Source organism: Smaragdicoccus niigatensis DSM 44881 = NBRC 103563 (assembly GCF_000380645.1).
In the GTDB taxonomy this organism is placed as follows: Bacteria; Actinomycetota; Actinomycetes; order Mycobacteriales; family Mycobacteriaceae; genus Smaragdicoccus; species Smaragdicoccus niigatensis.
The window spans coordinates 275781-302380 of the sequence record NZ_AQXZ01000017.1 but is presented as its reverse complement, the minus strand read 5'-3'; the positions used below and the strand labels follow the sequence as shown (position 1 = coordinate 302380).

The window sequence follows — 26600 nt, the reverse complement described above, 5'->3', positions numbered from 1 at the left end:
GGCGCCGCAAAGGCGCGGACGCAGGGCTACCTGTGGATAGCCCGAGACCGGGTAAAGACTCCTACTCGGCGACCTTCGGCACCACGATCACCGCGACCGCTCCAGGTCCGAGATGAATTGCGAGGCTCGGGCCGAAGTGCGCGATACGCACGCGTTCCGAGTCCAGCCGCTCCGCCAGCGTGGTCGCCAAGTCGGCCGCTTGACCGGGCGAATCCACGTGCTGCACACCGATATCCAACGCACCGTGCGGGCAGGCCTCGACTGTCATGTCGATGAGCTTCGCCAACGCCTTCGACTGCGTCCGCACCTTGTGAGCCAGGAAAAGCTTGCCGTTGTGGACCTCGAGCACCGGTTTCATCGACAGCGCGTTGCCGACGAACGACGTGATCGGGCCGATCCGACCACCGCGACGAAGGTGGTCAAGACGGTCGACCATGAAGGTCGCCTTGGACCGCTCGGCGGTCGTCAGCGCGATCTTTCGCACTTCATCGAGGTCGGCTCCGGCTTGTGCCGCTCGTGCCGCGGCGAGAGCCGCGAACCCGACCGCGAGGCCTGCGGTCTTCGAATCCACCACGCGAACCTGACCGTCGAATTGCCCTGCGACCTGTTTGGCAGCGATGTACGTCGCCGACAGTCCGCTCGAGATATGAATCCCGACGACACCGCTGCCCTCGCTGGCCGCTAGCGCCCGCCGATAAGCAACTTGGAGCTCCCCAGGGGAAGCCGCAGCGGTCGTGGCTTGGCGCGTGGCGATGTCGTCCGGCACCTCGTCGACGTCTTCCCGCAACTCCTCGCCATCGACGACCACATGGAGCGGAACGATGATGAGGCCGAGCTGTTCAGCTTCCAGCGGATCGATGTTCGCCGACGTATCCGTCACCACGACGACCGTCATAATGCGGCTGTCTCAACTGCCGAGATCGCCTTGATCATCGCCTGGGCGACGTTCTCATGGCCCTGCCAGCCCCAGTGGATTCCATCGGGGTTCGCGTCTGGCCCGCCGACGTGACCGTCGACCGGGGGCTTCAGGTCAACCAGCGGAAGATCATGTGCGGTCGCCCATTCTGTGGTCCGGCGGACGGCGGGCTCGCGGCCGACGTGAACGTTGGCGTAGGCAGCGCACTGGTGCACCGCGGGCAACGTTGCGATGATCGGCAGCTCGGGGCGCAGCGCCGACAGCGCTGCGCGAATCTGTTCGAGGTAGTCAACGCTCACGTGGGGTGGAAGCGCCACCGGCCAGCCGAGAGGTGACAACCGTGGCTGCAGCCAGCCGTACGCATCACGAACGCGGCGGCGCAACGCGGCCGGCCGGACATACCGGATCTGCTCCCGCAAGGCCGTCGGAAGCGGCGACGGGAGTGTGTCCATGCCTCCGGTAGCGATCACAACTGCGGACGCATGCGGAACCGCAGCCCAGACACGCGGGTCCTGGACCAGCGCCCAGTACGCGTCCCGGCAGGTCCAGCCAATCCGGGCGATCAACTCGACATCCCAGTCGAATTCGCGCCCAACGAGATTCGGCCAGATTCGAGGGTCGTCGGCGGGCAGACCGCCCTTCGGGCCGTAGTAGGCCAACGAGTCGGCCAGGACCAGGAGTTTTCCCCTAGAGGACATCGGACGCCACCCGTGCCGATGCGTTCCACACATCGAGACGCCAATGGTGACCGCGGCGACTCAACTGCACCCAGCTGGCGTTTCCAAGTCCACCGAAAACTGCCCAGTTCGGGACCGGGAGATTAAGCAGCGCAGCGGTGAGGGCCGCGATCAACCCGCCGTGTGCAACGCAGACCACCGGACCCGACGCCCATTCGGGATGCGTCGCCAGCAATTCCTCGATGACCGGCACCGACCGATGTGCGACCTCAACGCGACTCTCGCCGCCGGGAGGCGCCATCGTCGGGTCCGCACGCCACGCCAAGCGAGCGCCCGGGAATTGCGCGTCGACCTCAGAGTGGCTGAGTCCCTGCCAATCACCGAGTTGCGTCTCGCGCAGGCGCTTGTCGGTCAGCACTTCCAAACCCGTGAGGTGTCCGATCTGGGTGGCCGTGTCGAACGCCCGCAGCAGGTCCGACGACACGATGATCGACGGGTTCATCATGGCGATCACGCGGGCGGCTTCGACCGCCTGAGCGCGGCCGAGAGGCGTCAGATGAGTGTCGATCTGCCCCTGCATCCGGTCATCGGCATTCCATTCGGTCTGCCCGTGCCGGAGAAGAATGAGCCGACGGACGTCCGTCCCAGCCGTCACTCGTCGCCGTTCCATGAGATAACCGGGCAGTCCTTCCACAGGCGCTCGAGGGCGTAGTAACCGCGTTCCTCGCCGTGGAGGACGTGAACGACGACGTCGACATAGTCGAGAAGGACCCACCGACCGTCGCGCTCCCCTTCGCGACGCACTGGCTTGACGCCGGCCTCGCGCAGCTTCTCCTCGACGAAGTCGACAATCGCGTTGACGTGGCGCTCGTTCGGCGCCGACGCGATGACGAAGCAGTCGGTGATGACCAGATGCTGGGAAACGTCGAGGATCGTGACGTCGGTCGCGATCTTCTCGTCCGCAGCGCGCGCAGCGATTCGGGCGACTTCGATCGCGGCTTCCGTGGCAGTCACGTGGTGTTACCTTCCCTCAGGGCTTTCGTGTGTAGTCACCGTCGGTCGTGGCGGCGATACAACCGGCGTTTGGCGATGTACTGAACCACACCGTCCGGCACGAGGTACCAAACAGGCCGCTTTTCGCTCACGCGCACTCGACAGTCACTTGACGATATCGCGAGAGCCGGTACCTCTATCAATGTGAGAGCGCCCTCAGGCAGGGATTCCAGGTGCGCGGCGAGATGGTCGATGCTCAATTCGTATCCCGGGCGCGTGACGCCGACGAATTTCGCGAGGTCGAACATGTCCTGCCAGTTCTGCCACGACAGGATGTTGGCCAGCGCATCGGCCCCGGTGATGAAGTACAGCTCAGCCTTCGGATGCGTATCGCGGAGATCCCGCAGGGTATCCACGGTGTAGGTCTGCTTGCCACGATCGACGTCGACTCGGCTCACCGAGAATCGCGGGTTGGACGCGGTCGCGATGACGGTCATGAGATAGCGGTCCTCGCCGGAACTCACGTGCCGATCGGCCTTCTGCCACGGCTGCCCGGTCGGCACGAAAATCACTTCGTCGAGTTCGAACCGGTTCGCGACCTCGCTGGCCGCGACCAGGTGCCCATTGTGGATGGGATCGAAGGTCCCGCCCATCACGCCAATCCGCATGAGCAAGGAGCCTAACGAACGAACATCACCGAGCAGGCAGAAGATCACCGACGAACGCCGTGAGCTGCTTCACGGACTTGCATTCGTACATCTCGATGACCTTCTCGTACTCGAGCGCGGCCGAGTCGCCCTGCCCCCACCAGTCGCGGTTCTCGGGGTTGAGCCAGTACGCATGCTTGGCGACCGCCACCATTTCGCGCAGGGTGTCGAGCTCGGGATTGCGATAGTTCGTGCGAGCGTCACCCAGAATCATGAGCGAACTGCGCGCGGTCACGGCGTCCGGGAACTTGCGCCGGAACTGCTTGAGAACCTCGCCGTAGTCCGAGTTTCCCCAGGCCACGACGTCGTGCTCGTCCATCATCCGCGTGAGGGTTTCGCTCGGTGCGTGGTCGGCGGTGAACAGCTCGGTGACCTCGTCGATCGCGTCGACGAACGCAAAGATCCGCACCTTGGAGAACTGACGGCTCAGCGATCCGACAAGGTGCATCGTGAACTGGCTGAAACCGGCGACCGACCCGGAGACATCGCACAGAATTACCAGCTCGGGACGCGAAATCCGGGGCTTCTTACGAACCAGGTCGATGGGGACGCCACCGGTCGACAGCGATTTCCGCAGCGTGTGGCGCAGGTCGATCGTGCCGCGGGCACCCCGGCGACGACGCATCGCCAGCCGTGCGGCCAGCAGTCGTCCGAGTGAAGACACGCTGCTCTGCAACTGTTGAAGTTCGGCCTCGCTGGCGTTGAGGAACACCACTTCATCGAGTTTTTTCGGCACTGAATACTTCGCGACGCGATCGCGGCCCTTGACCTCCGCGACCCGACGCCGAGCCTCTTCCTCGACCTTCTTCCGGAAGTTCGCCACCATCGCCTGCGCCGCGCGCCCGGCTAACGCGTTGCCGAACTCCGCGGAGGCATCGCCCGGGCGGGACAACCCGTCAATGAGCTTCGAGAGCAACTGATCGGCCGAGATCGCCTGCATGGTCTGGTACGCCGAATACGACTTTCCACCACTTCCATTCGGTCCGGAACCACCTGAGCCGCTTTGGTATTCGCCGAATTCGCCGACCAGTTCACTGATCAGCGGATCGATCTCGGGCGAATCCTTGACGAGGTAGTCCGCGATGAGGTCGCGAATCTCCTCCATGCGGTCGTCGCCTTCGGGCAGATCCATCTCGACGTCGCTCGACCGCTGCCCGACCGCTGGCGGAAACCAGAGATCGAAGAGCGCGTCGAACACCGGGCGGTCCATCGGGCGGCGAATCAAGGCACACGCCAAGCCCTCGCGGACCACTTCACGATCGGAGAGATCGAGCACCGACAGCACGCGGCCGGCATCGACCGTCTCGCCCGTCCCGACGTTCACGTTGCGGGTCCGCAGTTCGGTGACGAACGAGATCAGCTGCCCGGGAAGGCCGGCCCGTTCGGTCAACATCAGTTGAGCTTCAGCTCTCGGGCAGCGATGTCTTGATCGCTGCGATGCTTGAGCACCACGCCGAGCGTCGACTTCACGGCAGCGTCGGACAGCGTGTTCATCCCGAGCGCGAGCAGCGTGCGACCCCAGTCGATGGTTTCGGAGACCGACGGCAGCTTCTTGAGCTGCATCCCGCGCAGCACGCCGATCACGCGCACGAGGTGCTCAGCGACTTCCTCCGAGAGCTCCGGGACCTTGTGGTTGAGAATCCGCAGTTCGAGGTCGGGGTCCGGGAAGTCGATGTGCAGGAAGAGACAGCGCCGCTTGAGCGCTTCGGACAGCTCGCGCGTCGCGTTCGACGTCAAAACGACGAAGGGCTTGCGCACCGCGTGCATCGTGCCGAGCTCAGGGACGGTCACGGAGAAATCGCTCAAGACCTCCAGCAGGAGGCCTTCGATCTCGACGTCGGCCTTGTCGACTTCGTCGATGAGCAGAACCGTGGGGTCTTCGCGCCGGATCGCGGTGAGCAGCGGGCGGCTCAGCAAGAACTCCTCGGCAAAGACGTTGGACTTCGCCTCATCCCACGACGTACCACCTGACGCCGCGGCGGTCTGGATACGCAGGATCTGCTTCGCGTGGTTCCACTCATAGAGCGCACGCGATTCGTCGACGCCCTCGTAGCACTGCAGGCGAACGAGTTCTGCTTTCGCCACTTCGGCGACGGCCTTGGCCAGCTCAGTCTTGCCGACGCCGGCCGGCCCCTCGATGAGCAGCGGCTTACCCAGCCGATCCGCGAGGAACACCGCCGTCGCGGTCGCGGTGTTCACCAGATAGCCAGTCGCACCGAGCTTGGCGACCGCGTCTTCGACGGAAGCGAAGATCGGACGTGATTGAGGGACTACTTTGTCCACGTTTCTCCTGCCCTAGAACTCAGACGGGACGTGTCTGCCCGGTTCCCCACACAACCCACTTGGTCGTGGTGAGTTCCGGCAGTCCCATCGGACCACGCGCATGTAGCTTCTGGGTAGAGATGCCGATCTCTGCACCAAATCCGAACTGCTCGCCATCGGTGAATGCCGTCGATGCGTTGACCATGACCGCCGCCGCGTCGACACGCGACGTGAAGGCCCGCGCGGCCGCGAGATCGCCCGTCACAATCGCCTCGGTGTGCCCGGTCCCCCACTCGTTGATGTGTTCGATGGCCTCGTCGATGCCCGAAACGACCTTGAGCGCGATGTCGAGCGAGAGGTACTCATCCGCCCAGTCAGTGTCGGTCGCCGGAACGAGCCCAGGCAGGTCACCGTGAATGGTGACGTCTTTCGCCTCGAGCGCAGCGATCATCCGCGGAACCGCGCTGTCTGCGATCGCCTGGTCGATCAGGACCGTCTCGGCGGTGTTGCACACGCTCGGGCGACGGGTCTTCGAGTTGATGAGGATGTTCTCGGCCATGTCGAGATCCGCGGCCGAGTGGATGTACACGTGGCAGTTGCCCGTGCCGGTCTCGATCGTCGGAACCTGCGCGTCCCGCACGACCGCGTTGATGAGGCCAGCGCCTCCGCGCGGAATCACGACGTCGACGAGCCCGCGCGCCTGGATGAGGTGGATGACGCTGGAACGGTCTTCGCTCGGCAGCAGTTGGACGGCATCCGCGGGCAGCCCCTGCTCCTCGAGCGCGCGACGGAGCACGGTGACGAGAGCTTCGTTCGACCGACGCGCCGACGACGAACCTCGAAGGAGTGCCGCGTTGCCCGACTTGAGCGCGAGACCGAAGGCGTCGACGGTGACGTTTGGACGAGCCTCGTAGACCATGCCGACCACGCCCATCGGCACCCGAACCTGGCGCATCTCGAGGCCATTGGGCCGAACCGAGCCCTGTACGACCGTACCGACCGGGTCCGGCAGACCCGCGACCTGCCGAAGACCGGACGCAATGCCCTCGACGCGCGCCTGGGTCAGGCGCAGACGATCGAGCAGCGACTCTCCGGTGCCACCCGCGCGCGCCGCGTCGATGTCCGCTTCGTTGGCCGCGAGGATCTCAGCCGCCGCCGCGAGGAGCGCGTCTGCAGCTGCGTGCAGCGCGTCGTCTTTGTCCTTCGTGGTCAGTTGAGCCAGCACTCGAGACGCCACCCGCGCGCGACGAGCAGCCCCGTGAACGGCTTCGCGAACCGCGTCAGTGGTGTGCTTCGAGTCGACAACTGCAGTCATAGGTACAGGGTAACTACTCGCGAGAACAGACAGCCGCCCGTGCTCGGATAGCCTTGTTCATCGTGTACAGCGGCGAAAACCGATCAGCGCCAGGGGCAGAGGCTGCCCGACCGGAGTCGATCATCGTGCTCGGCAGCGTCAACATGGACCTCATCGTGGTGGCGCGGGAGCTCCCCCGCCCGGGTGAAACGATGCTCGGACAGCACTTCCGGATGAACCGCGGGGGCAAGGGCGCCAACCAGGCGATCGCCGCAGCACGCTGCGGCGCCATCGTCACCTTCCTGGGTGCCGTCGGACAGGATCACTTCGCGGAACAGTTGCGCCACGACCTGTTCATCAACGGCATCGAAGCGGACCTCGTGCGCGACGTCGACGGCACGAGCGGAGTCGCGATCATCGTCGTCGATGAGCACGGCGAGAACCGGATCATTGTCGTCGGCGACGCGAACTCGGCGATCACTGGGCTGACCACTCCCGAGAAGGACGCGATCGCCAAGGCCGACATCCTCATGTTGCAGCTCGAACTCCCGATCGCGGCGAGCGTCGCCGCAGCCCGGGAAGCGCACGCACACGGCACCATGGTCTTCTTGAATCCGTCTCCGGTGCAACCGATTCCGGGCGATCTCCTGGACTGCATCGATGTGCTCGTGCTCAACGAGCCCGAGGCCCAGCGCTACGGCGATCACCTGCTCGATTCGATTCCGCACGTCATCATCACCAAGGGCGCCGCCGGCTGCGTCTACCGCGGACCGGAGGGACAGATGAAGGTCCCTGCCTTCGAGGTCGAGGCGGTCGACACCACCGGCGCCGGTGACGCGTTCGTCGGAGCGCTCGCGGCAACCTGGTCGCTTGGGCCGGACGAGGCTCTCCGCTGGGCGTCGGCGGCCGGAGCGCTGTCCGCGACGCATCTCGGCGCCTACCAACCGACTCGCGAGCAGCTCGAAGCGGTTGTCCACGGGAGTTTCTGAGGCTGCCCACCCAGCAACGCGACCCCTTGACGCTCGTCGTACCGATGCCCGAAACCGGGTGGATTGTCGGTCGCAAGCAGCAGATCCACCGAAGTCTGCAGGAACGTCACGACCGGGAGCCACGGTGCCCGCGGCGATCTCCCGCCTTCGATCACGCAGCCGGTCGGCGGGGACGACGGCACGACCAGCAGTGTCGGTGACCACGTGACGACCGGATCGGAGCTGTTTACGAGGCTCGCTGAACCACGGTCGCCCACGCCCCCGGGTGGTCCGACGAGGAGGCTCCCCGCGATGGGAAAACCGATGTCGCGGGCGTGGACCGCGGCTGCGCGTACGCCCAGGGCACCAAGGCTTTGTCCATAGAAGTAGATGGGCGGGTGGTTGCGAGGTAGCAGTCGATCAAGCGAGTCGACGATTGCGACCGACACGTCCTCGACCGCTGAACGTTCGAAGAGATACGCCAACCAGCTGCGCATTTGCGTGTACTGGACAGCGAGGATCGCGACCTTTCCGTCGACCGCCTCCTCAGTGCTTCGCACGAATCGAGCGTCAACCCAGCCGGACCCGGTCGGAAGGGCGACCACGATTGCCCGCATGTCGAGGCCACCGGAATCGACGAGTCGATGCACCGCTCGATCGGTTCGATGTGTGACCGGCTCGTCGGTCAGGGGTTCGTAGACGCGCAGCCCACGTGCGCTGGATTCGATGCCTGCGAAGACCTCGCCGGGAGCTCGTTGAGCGGTTGCGACGCCCGACCAATTCCCGAGTCCGACAAGGGCCGCCACGACGACGACCAGAGCCTTCCGGAGCGGCAATGACGACAGCACGACGGGAGTCAACGCCGCCACTGACCACACGACGGCAGCAGATCCGACCGCGACAACGTCCTGACCGCTCACCGCGCGCAGCTCGTTCTGCCACCACAACCACATCGCAAAGCCGCAGGTGGTGACTCCGATGGCGATCAGCGCGGTGCGCGAGGCCGACCACGATCGCAGCGATCGACGGGTCATCAAGAATCCGATGGTCCCGAATATCAAGATCACGAGGCATTCGGTGAGAGTGCCGCGGGCGAACTCATTCGGGTAGAAGGCCACGACCGCGCCGGCACAGAACCCGATCGAGGCACCGGCGGACGGCAGGCGGATCATCGCCGCACCGCCGCCAGGACGAATGATCCAGCGATCTCTCCCGCGGTCTCCGGAACAGGTACACCGGCGTGCTGCCGCCACGTATTCACCCGGACGGCAGCACTCGCCACCTCGGCCGTGGCCGCGCAGGAGACACGCTCAAGGCCTGAGCGCAACAAGCACGCCGTGTGCAGCCGACGGTCGAACGTCGAGTCGAGGAGTTCTCGCGCCCACGGCCCGAGCGGATGTCCCTTCGCCGCCGCATAGCGCAGGAGGTCGTAGCCGAGATCATGTGCCTTGCACGGCTCGTCGAACACCGCCGGCAACGCGATCGGGGAACTGCACCCGCCATCGGGATCGACGGCATAACGGGTTCCGGCGGGCCGGTACCCGAAGTCTGCGGGCACCGCCGCGACCTGATTCGCAACAGGATCATCGCTGGTCAATGCCCGTATGGCCGCCGCGCTTGCGGGATCTTCATCCCCGGCAGCGCGCGCTGAGACCGGCTTCCAGAGCGCGAGGAACACAACGAGAAGGAGTAGAAGCGAAGTTCGAAAACGGTCCATGGCGGCGACGCTAGAAATACAGCGCACTCCGCCGGATCGGCTGAAACGGGGATTCTTGGACGGTGAATCCCCAACACGTAGGGGTCGAATATCCCTCTCACGTAGGGGGCGTCAATGGGCGCACCGCGCCTAGGTTGGTCGTGTGAGACGCATCCGACGGACAAAGGGCACGCTGCAACAGTTGGCGAGCCACAACAGCGCGACGATGTACGGCGGCGCGCTACACGGCACTCCGCTGGGCGATTACCTGGCCCGGGTGTCGAACTGGTTCTTCCTCACTGTGGCACTCATCATGTGGGCCATCGCGTGGCCCACGCTGCAGCTGACTTTCCACGTCTCGCCGGAGTTGATGCCCGTGTTCAGCGGCGCCGCGGTGTTGCCGCTCGCCCTGCTCGGCGCGAATACCCGGCTCGCTTGGGGAGTCATTGCCATAACCGCTTTGGTGTTCCCGGTCTTCTACTCGCCGTTCGGACGGTACGAGTTCGACTGGCAGGTCTGCCTTGTCATTTCGCTGCTGGTGAGCACCGTTTTCATGTACCTCCGGCAGCCACTGCCCGAGGCGATCGGAGCATGGGCAGTCGGCTCGATCCTGTTCGCCGCACACGCTCCCGGTGGCGGCGGTTGGATTGCCGGACTGACCGTGCTGCTCGTCGTGTGCCTGCTGATCCGCCTGATCCTGCGGTCTCGCCAGATGCTGGCCAGCCAAACCGAGGAAAACGAACTCGAGCGCGCCCGGCGAACCGTGCTCGAGGAACGCACCCGTATCGCCCGGGACCTCCACGACATCGTCGCCCACCGGATGTCGCTCGTTGTGGTGCAGGCGCAAACCGCGCAGTACCGCGTGCCCGCGCTGAGCGACCCGGCCAAGGCCGAGTTCGAAGGGATCGCGGTTGCCGCCCGAGAAGCTCTCAACGAGGTCCGCAGCCTGCTCGGAGTGCTTCGCCTCGAAGGTCAGGCCGTCCAGCATGCTCCGCTGCCGACTCTCGCGAGCATCGACGACATGATCGAAGGCACTCGCGCGGCCGGCATCCAGGTGGACTACCTCCCCGCGCCTAACGTCGAATCCGTCAGCGATGCAACCGCTTTGGCGGCTTACCGAATCGTGCAGGAGTCGATCGCGAACGCCAGCCGGCACGCCCAGGGAGCGTCGATCACCGTCGCCCTCATCGTCGACGGCCCAGTCCTCAACATCCTCGTCGAGAACGGGCCGCGCATCACCGACCGCGATCACGGCGGCGTCGGACTCGGACATGGCATCACCGGCATGATGGAACGTGCGCAGTCGATCGGCGGTTCGCTCGCGGCGGCCCCGCGACCCGACGGCGGGTTCGCGGTGCGCGCGATCCTCCCGCTGACGACGGTCCCGATCTCGGTTTAGGCTGGCCAGGCGATCAGGAAGGAACCATGGCACCGATAACTGTCTTCATCGCGGACGACCAGGCCATGGTGCGACAGGGTTTCGGTGCTCTTCTCGCTGCCCAGCCGGACATCTCGGTTCTCGGCGACGCACCCGACGGACAGACCGCGGTCTCCGAGATCACGCGCCTGCGTCCGGATGTCGTCCTCATGGACGTTCGCATGCCGGTGATGAATGGCCTTCAAGCTGCAGAGGCGGTCCTGCGTGCCCTCCCCGCCACGCGCGTCCTCATGCTGACCACGTTCGACATCGACGACTACGTCTACGAAGCGCTGCGCATCGGCGCTTCCGGATTCATGCTCAAGGACGCTCCCGCGGAGGAACTCGTTCGCGCGGTCCGCATCGTGCACGACGGCCAGGCACTGCTCGCGCCGTCGGTCACCAGGCGCCTGATCGCCGAAGTGACCCGCACGCGGAATAACCGCCGAACACCGCCGGCGGCACTGAAGACCCTTACGCCGCGGGAACACGAGGTGCTCGAACTCGTGGCGACCGGTCGATCGAACGTGGAGATCGCCGAAGCGTTGTTCGTCGGCGAGCAGACGGTGAAGACGCATGTCAGCAACGTGCTCGGCAAGCTCGGGCTACGCGACCGGTCGCAGGCTGTGGTCTTCGCCTACGAAAATGGAGTCGTCACGCCGGGCTGACTCAGTCTTCTCCTAGCCAGAAACGATCACTTTCGGCGGGCTTTGCGTCCGCCATCCACCACTCGGTGATGACGCTGTCGACGACGCGCACCACGATCGCCGCGAAGTTGAGCAACGTGCGACCGCTGCGGCTCGCTCGCACTTCCACCATCATCAGCACCAGCTCCGACCCGATTGTCACCGGATCCTGAGTGAGCGCCAGAGAGAACTGTGCGGCCGGCAGATCCATCGCGTCGACGCGCGCCAGGTATCCATCCCGCCCGTCGACGCGGTCAGCGCCTCCGGCTCTGTTGGTGATGTAGGCAACGACATCGTCCGCCAACAGGTTTCGCATCGTCTCGACGTCGCCCCGGCCGAACGCGTCCAGAAACTCTGTCGCAACCTTCGTCGCATCACTTGCCATGTTCGCGACCTCCCCACTTAGTGTGAGCGCGAGACACCGCATTCTGAATCCTTTGCGGCGCGTTCCGCAACGACGGTCCGTACCAGGTGAGACTCCGGCCATCGACGAGTGCGACCGGAAGGCCCGGAAACGCCTCGGGTCCATCGGTCTCGGTGAAGACGTACGGCTCATCCGGCAGGATCGCGAGGTCGATTCCTTCGTTGAGTTCGGCTTCCGACACCTTCGGATACCGCTCGTCCCGCGCCGCGTGGACGCAGTCATATCCGAGTCGCCGAGCGAGATCTCCGGTGAACGTGTCGCGACCGACGACCATCCACGGGTCGCGCCAGATCGGAATGACGACCTTCCGCGCAGGCGCCGGCACCACATCGGCCCACACCGTCTTGGCCTCGGAAAGCCACTCCGGCTCACCCAGCCCGAGCCCCTCGGCGAACAGCCTCGTCATCGACGACAGGGCTTCGTCGACCGATTCGATCTTCGTCACCCACACCGCGATCCCCTGATTTCGAAGCCGATCCACGTCGATCGCGCGGTTCTCCTCCTGGTTTGCGAGCACCAGATCTGGTCGCAACTGTGTGATTGCGGCGACATTCGGATTCTTTGTTCCACGTACTCGCGGAACGTCCAGAACGGGGTGCGTACACCAGTCAGTCGCCCCGACGAGCAGCGATCGATCGCTCTCCGCAACGGCCTCCGTGAGCGACGGAACAAGCGAGATCACCCGTCGGACCGGCCTTTTCAGCTCGACGACCGCGCCTAAGTCATCCTGAACCACAACGGTGCTCACCCCAACGATTCTGCCCGAACGCGAGGGCCTCTCAGTTTTGTTGTTTGGGACACAAAGTCCCAGTGTCAGATTGTCTGGACAGAGAGTCCAAGGTAGCGTCGGCCGAGTACAAATCGATGACATTTGTCAACGAACCGGACAATGGGAGCTGCAATGTCGCAGAACTTAATGGCCTACGAGCGTCACGGCGCCGGAGAGCCACTGGTGCTGATTCATGGAATCGGCCACAACCGCAAGGCGTGGTCGCACATGATTCCCCACCTTGCCCGCTACTTCGATGTCATCGCCGTGGACCTTCCGGGTCACGGAGACTCGGCGGCTCTCGACCTCGAAGGTCGCGATATCGCCGAGGTCTTCCGCGCCGAATTCTTGGCATTGTTCGATTCGCTGGGCATCGACAAGCCGCACGTCGTCGGTAACTCGCTCGGTGGTCGAATCGCGCTGGAACTTGCTTCGTACGGCGATGTACGCGGCGCGACGGCGATCTCACCGGCCGGATTCTGGGCGAGCAGCCTCGAGTTCCTCTACACCGAGGTTCTGTTCGCCAGCGTCGTTCTGGCTGCACAGGCCAGCGGACCGCTCGGCAACGCAGTCGTCGAGTCCCCGATCGGCCGCAATGCGCTGAAGATCTTCATGGAGCGACCGGCGCGCCTGGACCGGTCCGAGGTTTCCGGAATGCTCAACGGCTTCCGCAAGGCTCGCCCGGCTCTCAAGTCGATCATCAAGCAGGCATCGAAGTACGACACTCCGATCTCCGCGGACATCCCGGTGACGGTCGTGTGGGGAACCCGCGATCACGTCCTGCCGTACGTCCAGTCCGCCCGAGCCCGGAAGGTGCTGCCGAACGCGAGCCACGTCTCGCTGCAGGACTGCGGCCACGTGCCGATGTCGGACGCCCCGGCGCTCATCTCCCACATCGTCCTGGCGGACAGCGCGAAGTCGCGCGTGACCGTCGCCGCTTAGACCCAGCACTGACAAGGAAACTTCAATGACGAAGCACTTTGACGTACTCATCGTCGGCGCCGGCGTTGCCGGTGTCGGAATGGCTTCCCACCTGACCAAGGAATGCCCGGACCTCAGCTACGCGGTCCTCGAGCGCCGCGCCAATGTCGGCGGCACCTGGGACCTCTTCAAGTACCCGGGCATCCGCTCCGACTCCGACATGTACACCTTCGGCTACGGCTTCCGCCCCTGGGGCGGCACGAAGGTGCTCTCCGACGGACCTGGCATCCGCCAGTACGTCGAGGACACCGCCAAGGAATATGGCGTCTTCGAGAACATCCGCTTCGGCCGCAAGGTCCTCACAGCGAAGTGGTCGACCCCGGACACGCGCTGGACAGTCGAAGCACTCGACGAGTCGACGGGTGAGACCGAGACGTACACCGCCACGTTCATCGTCGGCTGCACCGGCTACTACAACTACGACCAGGGCTACAGCCCCGAGTTCCCGGGCGCCGCCGACTTCAAGGGTCAGATCGTGCACCCGCAGCACTGGCCCGAGGACCTCGACTACGCCGGCAAGAAGGTCGTCATCATCGGCAGTGGCGCCACGGCGATCACGCTGGTTCCGAACATGGCCGACGACGCCGAGCACGTCACGATGCTGCAGCGTTCGCCTACCTACATCATGGCCGTGCCGGCCAACGACCCGCTGTCGTCGGTCCTGAGCCGCACGCCGGTTCCGCAGTTCCTCGTCCGACGGGCAAGCCGCCTGTCGTACATCACGATCCAGCGCGCGCTGTACGACTTCTGCCGCACTCAGCCGCGCATCGCGAAGAAGCTGCTGCTCACGGACATTCGCCGCCGCGTAGGCAAGAACGTCGACATGCGTCACTTCACCCCGTCGTACAACCCGTGGGACCAGCGCCTGTGCGTCGTTCCGAACGGTGACCTCTTCAAGGTCCTCAAGAACGGGAAGGCGTCGATCGAAACCGATCACATCAAGTCCTTCACCGAGACGGGCATCGAACTCAAGTCAGGCAAGCACCTCGAGGCGGACATCATCATCACCGCCACGGGACTCAACGTTCAGGTCCTCGGCGGTGTGCAGGTCGAGGTCGACGGCATGGCCGTCAGCACGCACGACCGTGTCCTCTACAAGAGCGTCATGGTCGAGGGCGTGCCGAACGCCGCGATCGTCCTGGGCTACACCAACGCCTCGTGGACGCTCAAGACCGATCTCGCCGCCGAGTGGGTCTGCCGAGTTCTCAACCTCATGCGCCGAAAGGGCTACAGCCAGGCAGTAGCGCATGCGAAAGACGGCGACCGCGCTGAGTACTCGCTCATGGGCGGGGCCCTCAGCTCGGGCTACATCCAGCGCGGTGACTGGGCCATGCCGCGTCAGGGCACGCGCGCGCCGTGGAAGGCGCAGGACAACTACCTGCTCGACATTCCGCTGCTGCGTCACCAGTCCCTCAAGGACGACGTCCTTGAATTCAGCCGCTGATCCCGGCACGACACAACTTTCTCAGGAGAACACCATGACTTTGACCGCCGAACAGACGTATCACGAGCGCCTTCGCACCCTGTCGGAAGGCTCGGTTCACCGCAGCTTTGACGCCTACAAGGACATCGACTGGGACAACCCGGACTGGGCCGTCGACCCGACAGACGCACGCTGGGTACTCCCGAAGGCCGATCCGCTCGGAGGCCACGCCTGGTACCTCGCGCAGCCGCTCGAGAAGCAGATCGCGATCGGAATGTGGCGTCAGGCCAACATCGCTCGCGTGGGCCTGCACTTCGAGCAGCTGCTGATCCGCGGGTTCATGCAGTACAACTTCGGTCTCGAAAACGGCAACCCGGAGTTCCGCTACATCACGCACGAGTCTGCCGAAGAGTGCAACCACTCGATGATGTTCCAAGAGATGGTGAACCGCATCGGCGCCGATGTGCCCGGCATGGACCCGATCAGCCGATTGCTGACCATGGCGATCTGGCCCGCCGTGTCGTTCTTCCCCGAGTGGTTCTTCATCATGATCCTCGGCGGCGAAGAGCCGATCGATCACCTGCAGAAGGAGATCCTGCGCGGCTCGGACACGATGCACCCGATGGTCACCCGCGTCATGCAGATCCACGTTGCCGAGGAGGCTCGTCACATCTCGTTCGCGCATGAGTACATCAAGCTGAACGTGCCGAAGGCGGGCTTCATCAAGAAGGCCGCGCTGTCCGTGCTCATGCCGGCGACATTCCGCGTCATGGCCGAAATGATCGCCACCCCGCCGCGACAGTTCCGCGAGGAATTCGACATTCCGGCCGAGGTCATCAACGAGCTCTACTGGAGTGGCGAGACCGGAAAGTCAACGCTGCAAGGCATTTTCGGCGACGTCCGCGCTCTCGCACATGAGGCAGGACTGATCAACCCAGTGTCGAAGCTGGTGTGGAAGGTTCTGGGGATCGACGGCCGTCCGTCCCGCTACCGCAGCGAGCCTGCACCGGTGACCGAGAACCTCGACAACGTCGTCGAGTTGACCAGGAGCGCGTAGATGCCCCACGTCGTAACCCAGCCGTGCTGCAGCGACGCCTCGTGCGTCTTTGCGTGCCCCGTGAATGTCATTCATCCGACCCCCGACGAGCCGGACTTCCTCACGGCCGAGCAGGTCTACATCGACCCGGAGTCCTGCGTGGACTGCGGTGCCTGTGTGGACGCGTGCCCGGTGGACGCGATCGTCCCGCACACCAAGTTGACCGAGAAGAACATCGAGTTCCTCGAGATCAATGCGGAGTTCTTCCGCAAGCAGCCGGACCGCCCGCGGCCGATCCTCGCAATTCCGCCGACCTCGCCGAAGGCCGACGGCAGCAACACTTTGCGTGTCGCGATCGTCGGGTCGGGTCCGGCCGCGATGTACGCCGCCGACGAGCTGCTGAAGCAGAAGCGGGTTCGCGTCGATGTCTACGAGAAGCTCGATTCACCGTACGGACTCGTCCGCCACGGTGTCGCGCCCGATCACCAGTCGACCAAGCGCGTGAGTCGCCTGTTCGACAAGATCGCCGCCGAGAAGGGCTTCCGGTTCCATCTCGGAGTCGAGGTCGGCAAGGACATCACGCACGCCGAGCTGGCCACCACCCACCACGCGGTGATCTATGCCGTGGGTGCGTCGTCGGATCGCAAGCTCGGGATTCCGGGCGAGGAGCTTCCCGGCTCGATCGCCGCGACCGAGTTCGTCGCTTGGTACAACGACCACCCGGACTTCCGGGACCGTACCTTCGACCTGTCGGTCGAACGGGTGGTCATCGTCGGGAACGGCAACGTCGCTCTCGATGTCGCCCGCATCCTGACGTCCAACCCGGACGATCTCGCGGACACGACGATCGCCCCGCACGCGCTCGCCGCCTTGCGGGACAGCAAGGTGCGCGAGGTCGTCATTCTCGGACGTCGTGGCCCGGCACAGGCGGCCTACACGCTGCCGGAGCTGATGGGCCTGGTGCGAAAGCACTCGGCGCGCATCGTCGTCGACGGTAAGGATCTCGTCCTCGACTCGGTGACCAAGCGGGACCGCAAGGACGGCAAGCTCGCGCCTGGCCTGCTCAAGAAGCTCGAGCTCGCTGAGGAGATTGCTGCCGAGATTCCGGCAGCCGACGATACGCGTAGGCGAATCGTGTTGCGCTATTTGGCATCACCGACCGAGATTCACGGCGAGGACCACGTCGAGGCGGTCACGGTCACGCGCAACAAGCTGACCGTCAAGGACGGCACAGTGAAGGCCGTCGCCACCGATGAGTCCGAGAGGATCGAAACGGGACTCGTCCTGCGGTCCGTGGGCTACCACGGGGAGCCGGTCGCCGGCCTGCCGTTCGACTACAACCGCGGTGTGATTCCGAACGACGAGGGCCGGGTTCTCCGCGGCGAAACGGCCGTATCCGGCCAGTACGTCGTCGGCTGGATCAAGCGCGGTCCGTCGGGATTCATCGGCACGAACAAGTCGTGCTCGAAGGAAACGGTCGACAACCTGATCGCGGACTTCAACGCGGGTCGCCTCCCGGCGCCGAGCCGGCTGAAGCGCCGCAACCTGCTGGCGGTCTGATCGGAAACGGCCAAGCGACCCGAGGGCGTCGCCATCGATATATGTCGATGGCGACGCCCTCAGGTCTTCCGGCCGTTGGGCGAACCGTTTGGGACACGGTGTACCAGTACCGCTTGACTGGACGCCGTGTCCAATCTACTTTGACAAACAGTATTGAATTGTCAGCCCAGGCAACAAAGCCTGGATGTTTGTCAACCGGAGGCCTCAATGACGATGCTGTCCACCCATCCGTTCGACACCGACTACGACGAGTTGCTCGCGACGCTGTCGAACGGTTCGGTCAATCGCAATTTCGATCCTTACCTGGACATCGATTGGGATTCGCCCGAGCTGCAGATCGACCCCAACGATCCGCGCTGGGTACTGCACCCCGAGGTCGACCCTCTCGGCGCGACCGAGTGGTACCAGGCGCTGCCGCTCGACGAGCAGATCAGCATCGGCCGCTGGCGGATCGCCAACTCGATCAAGGTCGGCGCATCGTTCGAAAGCATCCTGATCCGCGGCATGATGCAGTACGCAATGAAGCTGCCCAACGGCTCCCCCGAATTCCGCTACTGCATGCACGAGATGACCGAAGAGTGCAACCACATCCAGATGTTCCAGGAGTTGGTCAACCGGATCGGCGTCGACGTCAAGGGACCGCGTCCCTACTTCCGCGCGTTGGCGCCCCTCATCGGCGTCGCTGGCGGGTACTTCCACACGATCCTGTTCATCGGCATCCTCGCCGGCGAAGAGCCCATTGACCACTACCAGAAGGCCATCATTCGCGCCGGAGACCGCGTGCCGCCTGCGGTCTTGCGTTGCATGCAGATCCACATCGCCGAGGAAGCGCGCCACATCTCGTTCGCGCACGAATTCCTGAAGAACCACATCGGTGCGATGGACCCCGTCAGCAAGACCCTCATGGGTCTGGCATTCCCGATCGCGATGCGTTGGCTCGCGGGCGAGATCGCCGCGCCCGACTGGGCCGAAGCGAAGGCCCATGGCGTCGACCGCGAAGCCTTCAAGCAAGCTTTCTGGAAGGCTCCGCATTCCCAGGAGGTTCTGGCCGGGTTCTTCAAAGACGTGCGTCCGCTCGTCGAGGAAATCGGTCTGCTGAACCCCATCACGCGACGAGTGTGGAGCCTTCTCGGTATCGCGGGCCCAAACAGCCGCTACCGCGGAGAGCCAGAGCGAAAGGCGACGGCGGCGGTCTAACGCCCGGAGACGAGTGACCCGATCGGCGTATCGGGAGTGATGTCGAGTCCGGATCGCTTGCTGACGCCTTCGAACATCTGCCAGATCGACACCTCGAGGAACCTCGAGAGCTGCTCGGCAGTCAGCGTGCGATCCGGGTTCGTCAGCCATCGGTTGACCGTGGCGTCGACCATTCCGATCAATCCGAACGCCAGCGAGTCCGCGAACTCGGTCGACGAGTCACGAGTGCGCAGGAACGTCTCGATCAAATGGGCCACGCCGAGGGCGACGTCGCGCTTCTGCCGCGACGCCACACTCGGCTTCGCGCCCGTGCGGGTCGACCGCCGTCCCGCGAATTGATGCAGGCGCGGGTGCGCGACGATCCACGCCACGTACGTGTTCACGGCACGGCTGATCGACGTCCCGATGGTTCCTTCGAGCGAGAGCGTGGGCGCAAGGTCGACCATGAGGTCTTCGATGATGCGGCCCTTGATCTGCCGGTCGAGATCGTCCCGATCCTTGAAGATCCGATAGACGACTGACCGCGGAATCTCGGCGCGGGTGGCAATCTCCTGAACGCCGACGTCCGGCCCGTCTTCGTCGATCGCTTCAATGGCCGACCGAAGGAGACGGTCGCGTCGATCGGCGCGGTGATCATCCCAACGGGTGGAGCGTCCATCGACCACTCCGGGCTCGTTCGGATCGTTCACCTGCGACATTCTGTCAATTCTACAGGTCGAAGCATTCGCCTCTGCGGCCACGCAACGCCTCCACCCCTCCCCGACACGCACAAATTCTCAGGCAGACAACCGTTGACTGGACATCGTGTCCAATGTACTTTTCGTGGGACACGTTGTCTCAGACAATTCGTCTCAATCACATTCCGCCGAGAACCTAGGGGAATCTCATGGCATCCGTTTCGGTATCCGTCGACCTCGCCGCCGATCCGCAGTCGACCTGGGACAAGCTTGCCGACGCCGCCCACTGGGACGAGTGGCTCTCGATTCACCAGAAGTGGAAGAGCGCGATTCCGACCGAACTCCACGTCGGCACCCAGTTCACCGAGATCGTCTCTGTCATGGGCATGGCCAACAAGATCGAGTGGACGATCGACGCACTCGACATCCCGCACCGCCTGACGATGTCGGGGCTGGGCATGGCCGGCGTCCGGGTCGAACTCTCGCTCGAGGTTCAGCCCAAGGACGGTGGCTGCACGGCAGTCATCGGCGCCAGCTTCTCCGGTGCGATGATCGCCGGACCGATCGGCAAGGCCGTTGCCAAGAACGCCCAGCGCGACCTCGAAGCTTCCCTGGCCACCTTCGCCGAGCTGGTCGCCGCCTGATGGCTCGCAACTCCTACGAACTCGGCCTCGGGCTCACCGAGGAACACATCGCGCTCGCGGAGTCCGTCCGCGCCTTCGCCGAGCACGCCATCACCACCGAAATCGTCCGCAGCGCGGTCGAAGCCGCTGCCGAACCGAAGTTCCCGCCATTCTGGGACGCACTCGTCGCCCAGGACCTCATCGGTCTCGCGGTCGCCGAGGAACGCGGTGGCCAGGGAGCCGGCCTGCTCACGCTCGCCGTCGCGCTCGAAGCGTTGGGCCGCACGGTTGCACCTGGCCCATTCGTCCCGACGGCCCTCGCCGCGACCGTCCTGTCCGCCGCCGACTCGAAGATCGGCATCGAAACGCTCCCCCGCGTCCTCGACGGCTCCGCAATCGCCGCAATCGCACTCGGCACGAAACTGCGGGCGCAGGCGGTCGCGGACGGCTGGGTCATTCGCGGCGACCTCGACGCAGTGATCGGCGCGGCGCACGCGGACTTCGTCATCGCCGCTGCGTATTTCGACGGCCAGGTCAAATGGCTGGTCCTCGACGCCGAACAGTTCAGCGTCGAGTCGCAGGACAGCATCGACGTGCTGCGTGGGTCCGCCTGCGTATCAGTCGAAGACCTCACCATCGGTCCGGACCGCATCCTGGAGGGCATCAGCGACCATCGCGTGCGCTCGATCGCCTCCGTCGTTCTCGGCGCCGAAGCTCTGGGTGTGTCCTCGTGGTGTGTGTCGACCGCGGCCGATTACGCCAAAACCCGCGTGCAATTCGGCCGTCCGATCGGTCAGTTCCAGGGCGTCAAACACAAGTGCGCCACCATGGGCATCGAACTCGAGCAATCCCGGGCTGCGCTCTGGGACGCGGCGGTCGCGATCGACAACAACGACGACACCGCAGACTTCGCGGCCGACATCGCCGCGGCCATCGTGCCGGATGCGGCGGTTCACATCGCCCAGGACTGCATTCAGGTCCTCGGCGGAATCGGATTCACCTGGGAGCACGACGCGCACCTCTACTACCGGCGTGCTCTCGCCATCCGGGGCGTCCTCGGGACTCGCGAGGACCGCGTCAACCGCGTTGCCGATCAAGCTCTTTCGGGCGTGACCCGTCCGGTCGAGCTCGAACTGCCCGAGGAGTCGGCGTCGATTCGCGAGCGAATCCGGGCGGAACTGGCCCCGATCGCGAGCATCACCGACGAGGACGAACAGTACATCGCCCTCGGTGACGGCGGTTGGGTACAGCCGCACCTACCGAAGCCGTACGGCCGATCCGCAACGCCGCTCGAGCAGATCGTCATCGCCGAGGAAACCAAAGCGGCGGGCATACAACTCCCCCAGCTGCTGATGGGAACGTGGGCGGTGCAGGCGATCGTGGCCCACGGTTCGCCGAAGCAGAAGGACGAACTCGTCGTTCCCACCCTGCGCGGTGAGGTCGTGTGGTGCCAACTCTTCAGTGAGCCGGGTGCGGGTTCCGACTTGGCCTCGCTCACCACGAAGGCGGTCAAGGTCGACGGCGGGTGGAAGATCACCGGCCAGAAGATCTGGACGACCGTCGCGCAGTTCGCGGACTGGGCGATGCTCATCGCTCGCAGCGATCCGAGCAAGCCGAAGCACCAGGGCATCACCTACTTCGTGCTCGACATGAGCACTCCCGGCGTGACGGTCCGACCGCTCCGCGAGATGACGGGTTCCGCGCTGTTCAACGAGGTCTTCCTCGATGACGTGTTCATTCCCGACGCCAACGTGGTGGGCGAGGTGAACGACGGCTGGCACGTGGCGCGAACCACGCTTGCGGGCGAGCGCGTGGCTCTGAGCCAGAAGCTCGAGGCCTACGCGACCGACAAGGACCTCCTCGCGTTCGCGCGCAAACGCGAGCTGACGCCGATCGGCCGATATCGAGTAGGCGAACTGCTCGCCGAGAGCCAGGCGATCGATCTCATCGGTGCGCGCACGGTGCTCAAACAACTCTCCGGCGCCGACATCAGCACCACGTCGAGCGTCGGGAAGCTGCTCGGCATGAAGATCGGCCAGGCGATTTCCGAATTCGTCGTCGCCGAACTCGGAACCGCCGGTGTCGTGTCGATTCCGGGTGAGCCGAGCGACAAAGCCATGGAACAACTCATCGGCGGACGCGCGACCACGATCTACGGCGGCACGACCGAGGTGCAGCTCAACGTCATCGGTGAACGCATGCTCGGCCTGCCTCGCGACTCTTAGTAGGCCCCGCCATTCACCAGATACCCGTAGTACTTGTTCGGATCAGGTGAGTGGATCGGGTCGCCGTTGAAGCCGAAGATCGGGGTGGCCGTCGTCTTCTGACCGGCGTCCGCCCGGATCTTGGTGATGATCTGGGCCGGAGTCATTCCGGCGCATGGTCCGGGCACGCCGCCCTTCGAGATGCAGTTGGCGACTGATCCGGCCACGTGTGGCGACGCCATCGACGTACCGGACAGCGTTCGCGTGGTCGACCAGAAGCTGGTCGAGAGCGAGACGATGCAGACGCCCGGAGCCGCGACGGTGTGGTTGATCTCCGAGCTGCGCGTGGCGTAGTTCGAGAACGCCGCGACCTTGTCGTCGATCTCGCTCGGCCGGCAGGACGGCGGCAGACCCTGGCCGTCACCGACACCGTTGCTGTCCGACATCGCCGTCACCGTGAGGACTTCGGGGTACGCGGCCGGCGCCTGGGTCTGGAAGTCGGACCCACTGTTGCCCGCGGCAACAACGAACGTCACGCCTTTGCCGGTGGCCCGGCAGATCGCGTCGTGCAACGCGTCGCCGGTGCTCGGGCTCACGAGGGAGCCACACGGAGTGGCATTGCCGCCGTCGCCGCCGAGGCTCATGTTGGCGACCTTGATGTTGAGGACCTGCGCGTTCGCGGTCACCCAGTCGATGCCGCAGATGATGTCCGACCAGTAGCCGCTGCCCTGGCTGTTGAGCACCTTGACCGGGTAGAGCTTCGCGCCGGGCGAAACGCCGAGGACGCGGTTGCCGTTGTTGGTGGCCGCGATGGTTCCGGCAACGTGCGTGCCGTGTCCGTTGTCGTCCGCGGTCGAGGAGCCGACACACCTCTTGCCGGTCCCGAGGTTCAGATTTCCGGTGCGCGTGCCGATACCGGTGTCGATGACCGCGACGCCGACGTCGCTCGCCTTGTTCGCCAGAGTCGTCGTCGCTGCGCCGATTCGACGGACGCCGTTGGGTGCGTTGTCGCCGGTGAGGATCTGTTGCGTCGGTGCATAAGCACGCACCGGCCGGTCCGGGCTGATGAAAGCCACGTCGGGATCAGCGGCAATGCGCGCCTTGTTGAGCGGTGTCAGGGTCGCGGAGAAGCCCTGGATCGCTGACCGGTACTTGAAAACCGGGGTGGCGAGATTCGCGCGTTCGAATGCATCGGTTTTCTGGTCCGCGTCGACGCCGTTCTTGAATACGACGATCACACGTTCGGAATTGTCGGCTGTTGCGACAGGTGCACCGGCGAAGCCCAACGCACCTGCAATAACAGCCACCGCCACCGCGGCGCGTGGCCAAGCCCGCATGGGTTCGCTCCTTCGAAACACTCGAATTTCGCTGTTTCGAACGTGAGCGTAAGAATTCGCCGTCCGGCTAATCCGCGAAGGCGCGCGACCCGATCATGTCGTGATTGGTCAGCAATCGAACTGAAATGTCAAAAGCGGCAAAGCCACTCAAATTTCACAAGGCGACGAGATCGTCCGCATGCACGACCGGGCGCTGCAGCTCCGATGGCAGTTCCGCCGTCGAGCGGCCCAGCATCCCCTCGAGTTCCGTGCGGTCGTACGCAACGACGCCCCGCGCGACCGTCCGTTCGTCCGGGCCGACCAGCGATACGACGTCACCGCCATGGAACGTTCCACGCACTCCGACGACTCCCGCGGCCAGGAGCGAACGCCGGCGCTGCGACACCGCGGCGACCGCTCCCGCATCGAGCAACAGTGCGCCGCGCGCGTCGGCCGCATGCCGAACCCAGAACTTCCGCGCCGAGAGTCGAACGGGCCGCGCCTCGAACGCCGTCCCCACGAGTCCGTCACCCAGAGCGTCCGCAGCCCGGGTGGCGGCGGCGAGCAGTACCGGAACCCCGGCATCGGCGGCCAGGCGCGCAGCGGACAGTTTCGAGGCCATCCCGCCCGTGCCCAGGGTGCCGCCGTCGCCGGCCTGCACTTCGTCGAGGGCCGCGTGCACCGAGACTTCGCGGATGAGGGTCGCGTCACCGCGTCGAGGGTCCGAGTCGTACAGTCCCTCGACGTCCGAGAGCAGGATCAGTGCGTCCGCACCGACCAGGTGCGCCACGAGCGCAGCCAGTCGGTCGTTATCGCCGAACCGGATTTCCTCGGTCGCGACTGTGTCGTTCTCGTTGACCACGGCCACGGCATGGAGCGAACGCAGACGGTCGAGCGTGCGCTGGGCATTGCGGTGGTTCTCCCGGCGGGCGAAGTCGTCCGCGCTCAGCAGGACCTGACCGACCGTGCGGCCGTACCGGCCGAACGACGTCCCCCACGCGTGCGCGAGGGCCAACTGCCCAACGCTCGCCGCGGCCTGCTTCGTCGCCAGATCCTTGGGCCGCCGCGTCAGGCCCAGCGGAGCCAGACCAGCGGAAACCGCACCAGAGGACACCACGACGACATCGGAGCCAGCACGCATCCGTGCCTCGACGGCATCGGCCAGGGTGTCCAACCGATCTCGGTCGAGTCCGCCAGAGAGCGACGTGATCGACGCGGAGCCGACCTTTACGACAACCCGGCGCGCCTTGGCAATCGCCTGGCGCGCTTGCGAACTGACCATCAGTCCAGTTCGTCCGGGTCGACCAACCCGCGGCGAATCCGCGACGCCAACTTGCGCTCTGCAGCACCCACGCGATCAGTCTGCTCCATGCGGAGGTCAGTTCCACGACCAGTCATCGGCATGTCGACGCCGGCGCCGATCATCGGCTCCCAGTCGAACGTCATGTCGCCGATCGTGACGGCACAGCCCGGCTCGGCACCGAGCTTCTGCAGCTTGTCCTCGACCCCGAGGCGGGCCAGACGGTCGGCCAGGTAGCCGACTGCTTCGTCGTTCTCGAAGTCGGTCTGCTTGACCCAACGCTCCGGCCGGATACCGCGGATGATGAAGCCGCCGTCGATGTCCGGATCGCTCTCGACGGTGAAGCCCGAGTCGTCGATCGCAACCGGTCGGATGATCTGACGTGCGGGAGCTGACTTCGGGTGCGCCTCGCGGAACTCCTTGACCATGGCGGCAAGGGCGAACGTCAAGGGCCGCAAGCCTTCCCGGCTCACCGCGGAGATCTCGTAGACCGGCCACCCACGCTGGGCGATCTCCGCCTTGATGAAGGCGGCCATGTCGGCGGCGTCCGGGATGTCGATCTTGTTGAGGATGACAATGCGCGGGCGATCTGCCAGGTCACCGAGGCCCGAATCCGCCGCGAGCGCAGGCTCGTACTCCGCGAGTTCCTTCTCCAAGGCGTCGATATCGGAGATCGGGTCCCGACCCGGCTCCAGCGTCGCACAGTCGACGACGTGCGCGAGAACCGCACAGCGCTCGAGGTGACGGAGGAATTCGAGTCCGAGGCCTTTGCCCTGGCTGGCACCGGGAATGAGGCCAGGCACGTCGGCGACCACGAACGTCGAGTCGCCCGCCGACACCACGCCCAGGTTCGGCGTGAGGGTCGTGAAGGGATAGTCAGCGATCTTCGGCTTCGCCGCAGAGAGCACGGAGACCAGCGACGACTTGCCCGCGGACGGGAAGCCCACGAGTCCGACGTCGGCGACGGACTTCAGCTCGAGAACGAGATCGCGCTCCTCCCCCTCTTCACCGAGGAGCGCGAATCCCGGAGCCTTGCGTGACTTCGAGGCAAGCTGAGCGTTGCCGAGCCCACCGCGACCACCGGCAGCAGCCGCAAACGTGGTACCTACGCCGACCAGGTCCGCGAGAACCTCACCGTTCTGGTCCAGCACCACAGTGCCGTCCGGAACCTTGAGAACGAGGTCCTCACCCTTGGCACCATCGCGGTTACTGCCCGCGCCCTGCTTTCCGTTGCCGCCCTTGGCGTGCGGGTGGAAGTGAAAGTCCAGCAGCGTGTGCACCTGATCGTCGACGACCAGGATGACCGAGCCGCCGCTACCGCCGTTACCGCCGTCGGGGCCACCGAGAGGCTTGAACTTCTCTCGGTGAATGGACGAACACCCGTTTCCGCCGCGTCCAGCGGTCACGTGCAGCACAACGCGATCGACGAATTTTGCCACGTCTGACGCTCCTTCTCGCGATGTGCGAACTAGTG

General features: G+C 64.9%; 26 protein-coding genes. 10 read left to right on the top strand and 16 right to left on the bottom strand.

The window, feature by feature from the left end; translation table 11 throughout:
* Positions 1–61: 61 nt before the first annotated feature.
* Genes F600_RS0114130 through F600_RS0114095 form a run of 8 tightly spaced genes read right to left on the bottom strand, consistent with a single transcriptional unit; the run spans position 62 to position 6870 of the window.
* Positions 62–895 (bottom strand): DegV family protein, encoded by an 834-nt coding sequence (locus tag F600_RS0114130; protein WP_018161271.1) that lies wholly within the window; start codon positions 893–895, stop codon positions 62–64.
* Entirely contained in the window at positions 892–1614 is a 723-nt protein-coding gene (gene octT / locus F600_RS0114125) for a diglucosylglycerate octanoyltransferase (RefSeq protein WP_018161270.1), read from the bottom strand. The genes F600_RS0114130 and octT overlap by 4 nt, the downstream gene beginning before the upstream one ends.
* Positions 1604–2263: a histidine phosphatase family protein gene (locus F600_RS0114120; protein ID WP_040631388.1), complete on the bottom strand. Its 660-nt coding sequence runs from the start codon at positions 2261–2263 to the stop codon at positions 1604–1606. Before F600_RS0114120 ends, octT begins: the two co-directional genes overlap by 11 nt.
* Positions 2245–2607, bottom strand: a complete 363-nt coding sequence (gene rsfS, locus F600_RS0114115) for a ribosome silencing factor (RefSeq protein WP_018161268.1) — start codon at positions 2605–2607, stop codon at positions 2245–2247. The genes F600_RS0114120 and rsfS overlap by 19 nt, the downstream gene beginning before the upstream one ends.
* Positions 2608–2642: 35 nt before the next feature.
* Complete coding sequence (gene nadD / locus F600_RS28335; RefSeq protein ID WP_018161267.1) at positions 2643–3254, bottom strand: nicotinate-nucleotide adenylyltransferase; 612 nt, start codon at positions 3252–3254, stop codon at positions 2643–2645.
* A 25-nt stretch (positions 3255–3279) separates the two neighbouring features.
* Positions 3280–4686: a VWA domain-containing protein gene (locus F600_RS0114105; RefSeq protein ID WP_018161266.1), complete on the bottom strand. Its 1407-nt coding sequence runs from the start codon at positions 4684–4686 to the stop codon at positions 3280–3282.
* The gene (locus F600_RS0114100; protein ID WP_018161265.1) at positions 4686–5576 is read right to left on the bottom strand and encodes an AAA family ATPase; all 891 of its coding nucleotides are present in this window, start codon (positions 5574–5576) and stop codon (positions 4686–4688) included. Before F600_RS0114100 ends, F600_RS0114105 begins: the two co-directional genes overlap by 1 nt.
* 19 nt (positions 5577–5595) lie before the next feature.
* Positions 5596–6870 (bottom strand): glutamate-5-semialdehyde dehydrogenase, encoded by a 1275-nt coding sequence (locus tag F600_RS0114095; protein ID WP_018161264.1) that lies wholly within the window; start codon positions 6868–6870, stop codon positions 5596–5598.
* 53 nt (positions 6871–6923) lie between these two features.
* On the opposite strand from F600_RS0114095, the gene F600_RS0114090 reads away from it, so the two are divergent.
* Positions 6924–7838 (top strand): ribokinase, encoded by a 915-nt coding sequence (locus F600_RS0114090; RefSeq protein WP_018161263.1) that lies wholly within the window; start codon positions 6924–6926, stop codon positions 7836–7838.
* Here F600_RS0114090 and F600_RS30470 read toward each other — a convergent pair.
* Together F600_RS30470 and F600_RS28325 are read right to left on the bottom strand one after the other, a co-directional pair.
* The gene (locus tag F600_RS30470) at positions 7787–8989 is read right to left on the bottom strand and encodes an alpha/beta-hydrolase family protein (RefSeq protein ID WP_018161262.1); all 1203 of its coding nucleotides are present in this window, start codon (positions 8987–8989) and stop codon (positions 7787–7789) included. The two genes, F600_RS0114090 and F600_RS30470, sit on opposite strands and share 52 nt — an antisense overlap.
* Entirely contained in the window at positions 8986–9534 is a 549-nt protein-coding gene (locus tag F600_RS28325) for a hypothetical protein (protein WP_040631386.1), read from the bottom strand. The genes F600_RS30470 and F600_RS28325 overlap by 4 nt, the downstream gene beginning before the upstream one ends.
* A gap of 142 nt (positions 9535–9676) precedes the next feature.
* Here F600_RS28325 and F600_RS0114075 point away from each other — a divergent pair, with 142 nt between their 5' ends.
* Positions 9677–10912 (top strand): sensor histidine kinase, encoded by a 1236-nt coding sequence (locus tag F600_RS0114075; RefSeq protein ID WP_245541535.1) that lies wholly within the window; start codon positions 9677–9679, stop codon positions 10910–10912.
* Between the two features lie 26 nt (positions 10913–10938).
* On the top strand, positions 10939–11598 hold the full coding sequence (locus F600_RS0114070) for a response regulator (RefSeq protein ID WP_018161259.1): 660 nt from the start codon (positions 10939–10941) through the stop codon (positions 11596–11598).
* Between the two features lies 1 nt (position 11599).
* Here the strand turns inward: F600_RS0114070 and F600_RS0114065 are convergent, their stop codons facing one another.
* Together F600_RS0114065 and F600_RS28320 are read right to left on the bottom strand one after the other, a co-directional pair.
* Positions 11600–12001, bottom strand: coding sequence for a nuclear transport factor 2 family protein (locus F600_RS0114065; RefSeq protein ID WP_018161258.1), 402 nt, complete (start codon positions 11999–12001; stop codon positions 11600–11602).
* Positions 11991–12788 carry a helical backbone metal receptor gene (locus F600_RS28320; protein WP_018161257.1) on the bottom strand — a complete coding sequence of 266 codons (798 nt, stop codon included), beginning with the start codon at positions 12786–12788 and terminating at the stop codon, positions 11991–11993. Before F600_RS28320 ends, F600_RS0114065 begins: the two co-directional genes overlap by 11 nt.
* A gap of 153 nt (positions 12789–12941) precedes the next feature.
* On the opposite strand from F600_RS28320, the gene F600_RS28315 reads away from it, so the two are divergent.
* The 5 genes from F600_RS28315 to F600_RS0114035 all read left to right on the top strand — a co-directional run bounded on the left by F600_RS28315 (position 12942) and on the right by F600_RS0114035 (position 19006).
* Entirely contained in the window at positions 12942–13751 is an 810-nt protein-coding gene (locus tag F600_RS28315; RefSeq protein ID WP_245541534.1) for an alpha/beta fold hydrolase, read from the top strand.
* A 25-nt stretch (positions 13752–13776) separates the two neighbouring features.
* Entirely contained in the window at positions 13777–15234 is a 1458-nt protein-coding gene (locus F600_RS0114050) for a flavin-containing monooxygenase (RefSeq protein ID WP_018161255.1), read from the top strand.
* Between the two features lie 34 nt (positions 15235–15268).
* Positions 15269–16270, top strand: coding sequence for an AurF N-oxygenase family protein (locus F600_RS0114045; RefSeq protein WP_018161254.1), 1002 nt, complete (start codon positions 15269–15271; stop codon positions 16268–16270).
* The gene (locus F600_RS28310; protein ID WP_081628844.1) at positions 16271–17809 is read left to right on the top strand and encodes an FAD-dependent oxidoreductase; all 1539 of its coding nucleotides are present in this window, start codon (positions 16271–16273) and stop codon (positions 17807–17809) included. It abuts the gene before it with no gap.
* A gap of 207 nt (positions 17810–18016) precedes the next feature.
* Positions 18017–19006: an AurF N-oxygenase family protein gene (locus F600_RS0114035; RefSeq protein ID WP_018161252.1), complete on the top strand. Its 990-nt coding sequence runs from the start codon at positions 18017–18019 to the stop codon at positions 19004–19006.
* On the opposite strand, the gene F600_RS0114030 is transcribed toward F600_RS0114035, so the two are convergent.
* Positions 19003–19704: a TetR/AcrR family transcriptional regulator gene (locus tag F600_RS0114030; RefSeq protein WP_018161251.1), complete on the bottom strand. Its 702-nt coding sequence runs from the start codon at positions 19702–19704 to the stop codon at positions 19003–19005. The genes F600_RS0114035 and F600_RS0114030 overlap by 4 nt on opposite strands.
* 188 nt (positions 19705–19892) lie before the next feature.
* Between F600_RS0114030 and F600_RS0114025 the strand changes: the two genes are divergently transcribed.
* Together F600_RS0114025 and F600_RS0114020 are read left to right on the top strand one after the other, a co-directional pair.
* On the top strand, positions 19893–20327 hold the full coding sequence (locus tag F600_RS0114025; RefSeq protein ID WP_018161250.1) for a type II toxin-antitoxin system Rv0910 family toxin: 435 nt from the start codon (positions 19893–19895) through the stop codon (positions 20325–20327).
* Entirely contained in the window at positions 20327–22531 is a 2205-nt protein-coding gene (locus tag F600_RS0114020; protein WP_018161249.1) for an acyl-CoA dehydrogenase family protein, read from the top strand. The genes F600_RS0114025 and F600_RS0114020 overlap by 1 nt, the downstream gene beginning before the upstream one ends.
* Here F600_RS0114020 and F600_RS28305 read toward each other — a convergent pair.
* The 3 genes from F600_RS28305 to obgE all read right to left on the bottom strand — a co-directional run bounded on the left by F600_RS28305 (position 22528) and on the right by obgE (position 26565).
* Positions 22528–23847, bottom strand: coding sequence for a S8 family serine peptidase (locus tag F600_RS28305; protein ID WP_018161248.1), 1320 nt, complete (start codon positions 23845–23847; stop codon positions 22528–22530). The two genes, F600_RS0114020 and F600_RS28305, sit on opposite strands and share 4 nt — an antisense overlap.
* A 154-nt stretch (positions 23848–24001) precedes the next feature.
* Complete coding sequence (proB, locus tag F600_RS0114010) at positions 24002–25108, bottom strand: glutamate 5-kinase (protein ID WP_018161247.1); 1107 nt, start codon at positions 25106–25108, stop codon at positions 24002–24004.
* Positions 25108–26565: a GTPase ObgE gene (gene obgE / locus F600_RS0114005; protein WP_018161246.1), complete on the bottom strand. Its 1458-nt coding sequence runs from the start codon at positions 26563–26565 to the stop codon at positions 25108–25110. Before obgE ends, proB begins: the two co-directional genes overlap by 1 nt.
* Between the last annotated feature and the right edge of the window lie 35 nt (positions 26566–26600).

Coding starts and splice junctions, on each gene's coding strand:
- F600_RS0114130 (WP_018161271.1), bottom strand. CDS start 895: ATGACGGTCGTCGTGGTGACGGATACGTCGGCGAACATCGATCCGCTG.
- octT (WP_018161270.1), bottom strand. CDS start 1,614: ATGTCCTCTAGGGGAAAACTCCTGGTCCTGGCCGACTCGTTGGCCTAC.
- F600_RS0114120 (WP_040631388.1), bottom strand. CDS start 2,263: ATGGAACGGCGACGAGTGACGGCTGGGACGGACGTCCGTCGGCTCATT.
- nadD (WP_018161267.1), bottom strand. CDS start 3,254: ATGCGGATTGGCGTGATGGGCGGGACCTTCGATCCCATCCACAATGGG.
- F600_RS0114105 (WP_018161266.1), bottom strand. CDS start 4,686: ATGTTGACCGAACGGGCCGGCCTTCCCGGGCAGCTGATCTCGTTCGTC.
- F600_RS0114095 (WP_018161264.1), bottom strand. CDS start 6,870: ATGACTGCAGTTGTCGACTCGAAGCACACCACTGACGCGGTTCGCGAA.
- F600_RS30470 (WP_018161262.1), bottom strand. CDS start 8,989: ATGATCCGCCTGCCGTCCGCCGGTGCCTCGATCGGGTTCTGTGCCGGC.
- F600_RS28325 (WP_040631386.1), bottom strand. CDS start 9,534: ATGGACCGTTTTCGAACTTCGCTTCTACTCCTTCTCGTTGTGTTCCTC.
- F600_RS0114070 (WP_018161259.1), top strand. CDS start 10,939: ATGGCACCGATAACTGTCTTCATCGCGGACGACCAGGCCATGGTGCGA.
- F600_RS0114065 (WP_018161258.1), bottom strand. CDS start 12,001: ATGGCAAGTGATGCGACGAAGGTTGCGACAGAGTTTCTGGACGCGTTC.
- F600_RS28315 (WP_245541534.1), top strand. CDS start 12,942: ATGTCGCAGAACTTAATGGCCTACGAGCGTCACGGCGCCGGAGAGCCA.
- F600_RS0114050 (WP_018161255.1), top strand. CDS start 13,777: ATGACGAAGCACTTTGACGTACTCATCGTCGGCGCCGGCGTTGCCGGT.
- F600_RS0114045 (WP_018161254.1), top strand. CDS start 15,269: ATGACTTTGACCGCCGAACAGACGTATCACGAGCGCCTTCGCACCCTG.
- F600_RS28310 (WP_081628844.1), top strand. CDS start 16,271: ATGCCCCACGTCGTAACCCAGCCGTGCTGCAGCGACGCCTCGTGCGTC.
- F600_RS0114035 (WP_018161252.1), top strand. CDS start 18,017: ATGACGATGCTGTCCACCCATCCGTTCGACACCGACTACGACGAGTTG.
- F600_RS0114030 (WP_018161251.1), bottom strand. CDS start 19,704: ATGTCGCAGGTGAACGATCCGAACGAGCCCGGAGTGGTCGATGGACGC.
- F600_RS0114025 (WP_018161250.1), top strand. CDS start 19,893: ATGGCATCCGTTTCGGTATCCGTCGACCTCGCCGCCGATCCGCAGTCG.
- F600_RS0114020 (WP_018161249.1), top strand. CDS start 20,327: ATGGCTCGCAACTCCTACGAACTCGGCCTCGGGCTCACCGAGGAACAC.
- F600_RS28305 (WP_018161248.1), bottom strand. CDS start 23,847: ATGCGGGCTTGGCCACGCGCCGCGGTGGCGGTGGCTGTTATTGCAGGT.
- proB (WP_018161247.1), bottom strand. CDS start 25,108: ATGGTCAGTTCGCAAGCGCGCCAGGCGATTGCCAAGGCGCGCCGGGTT.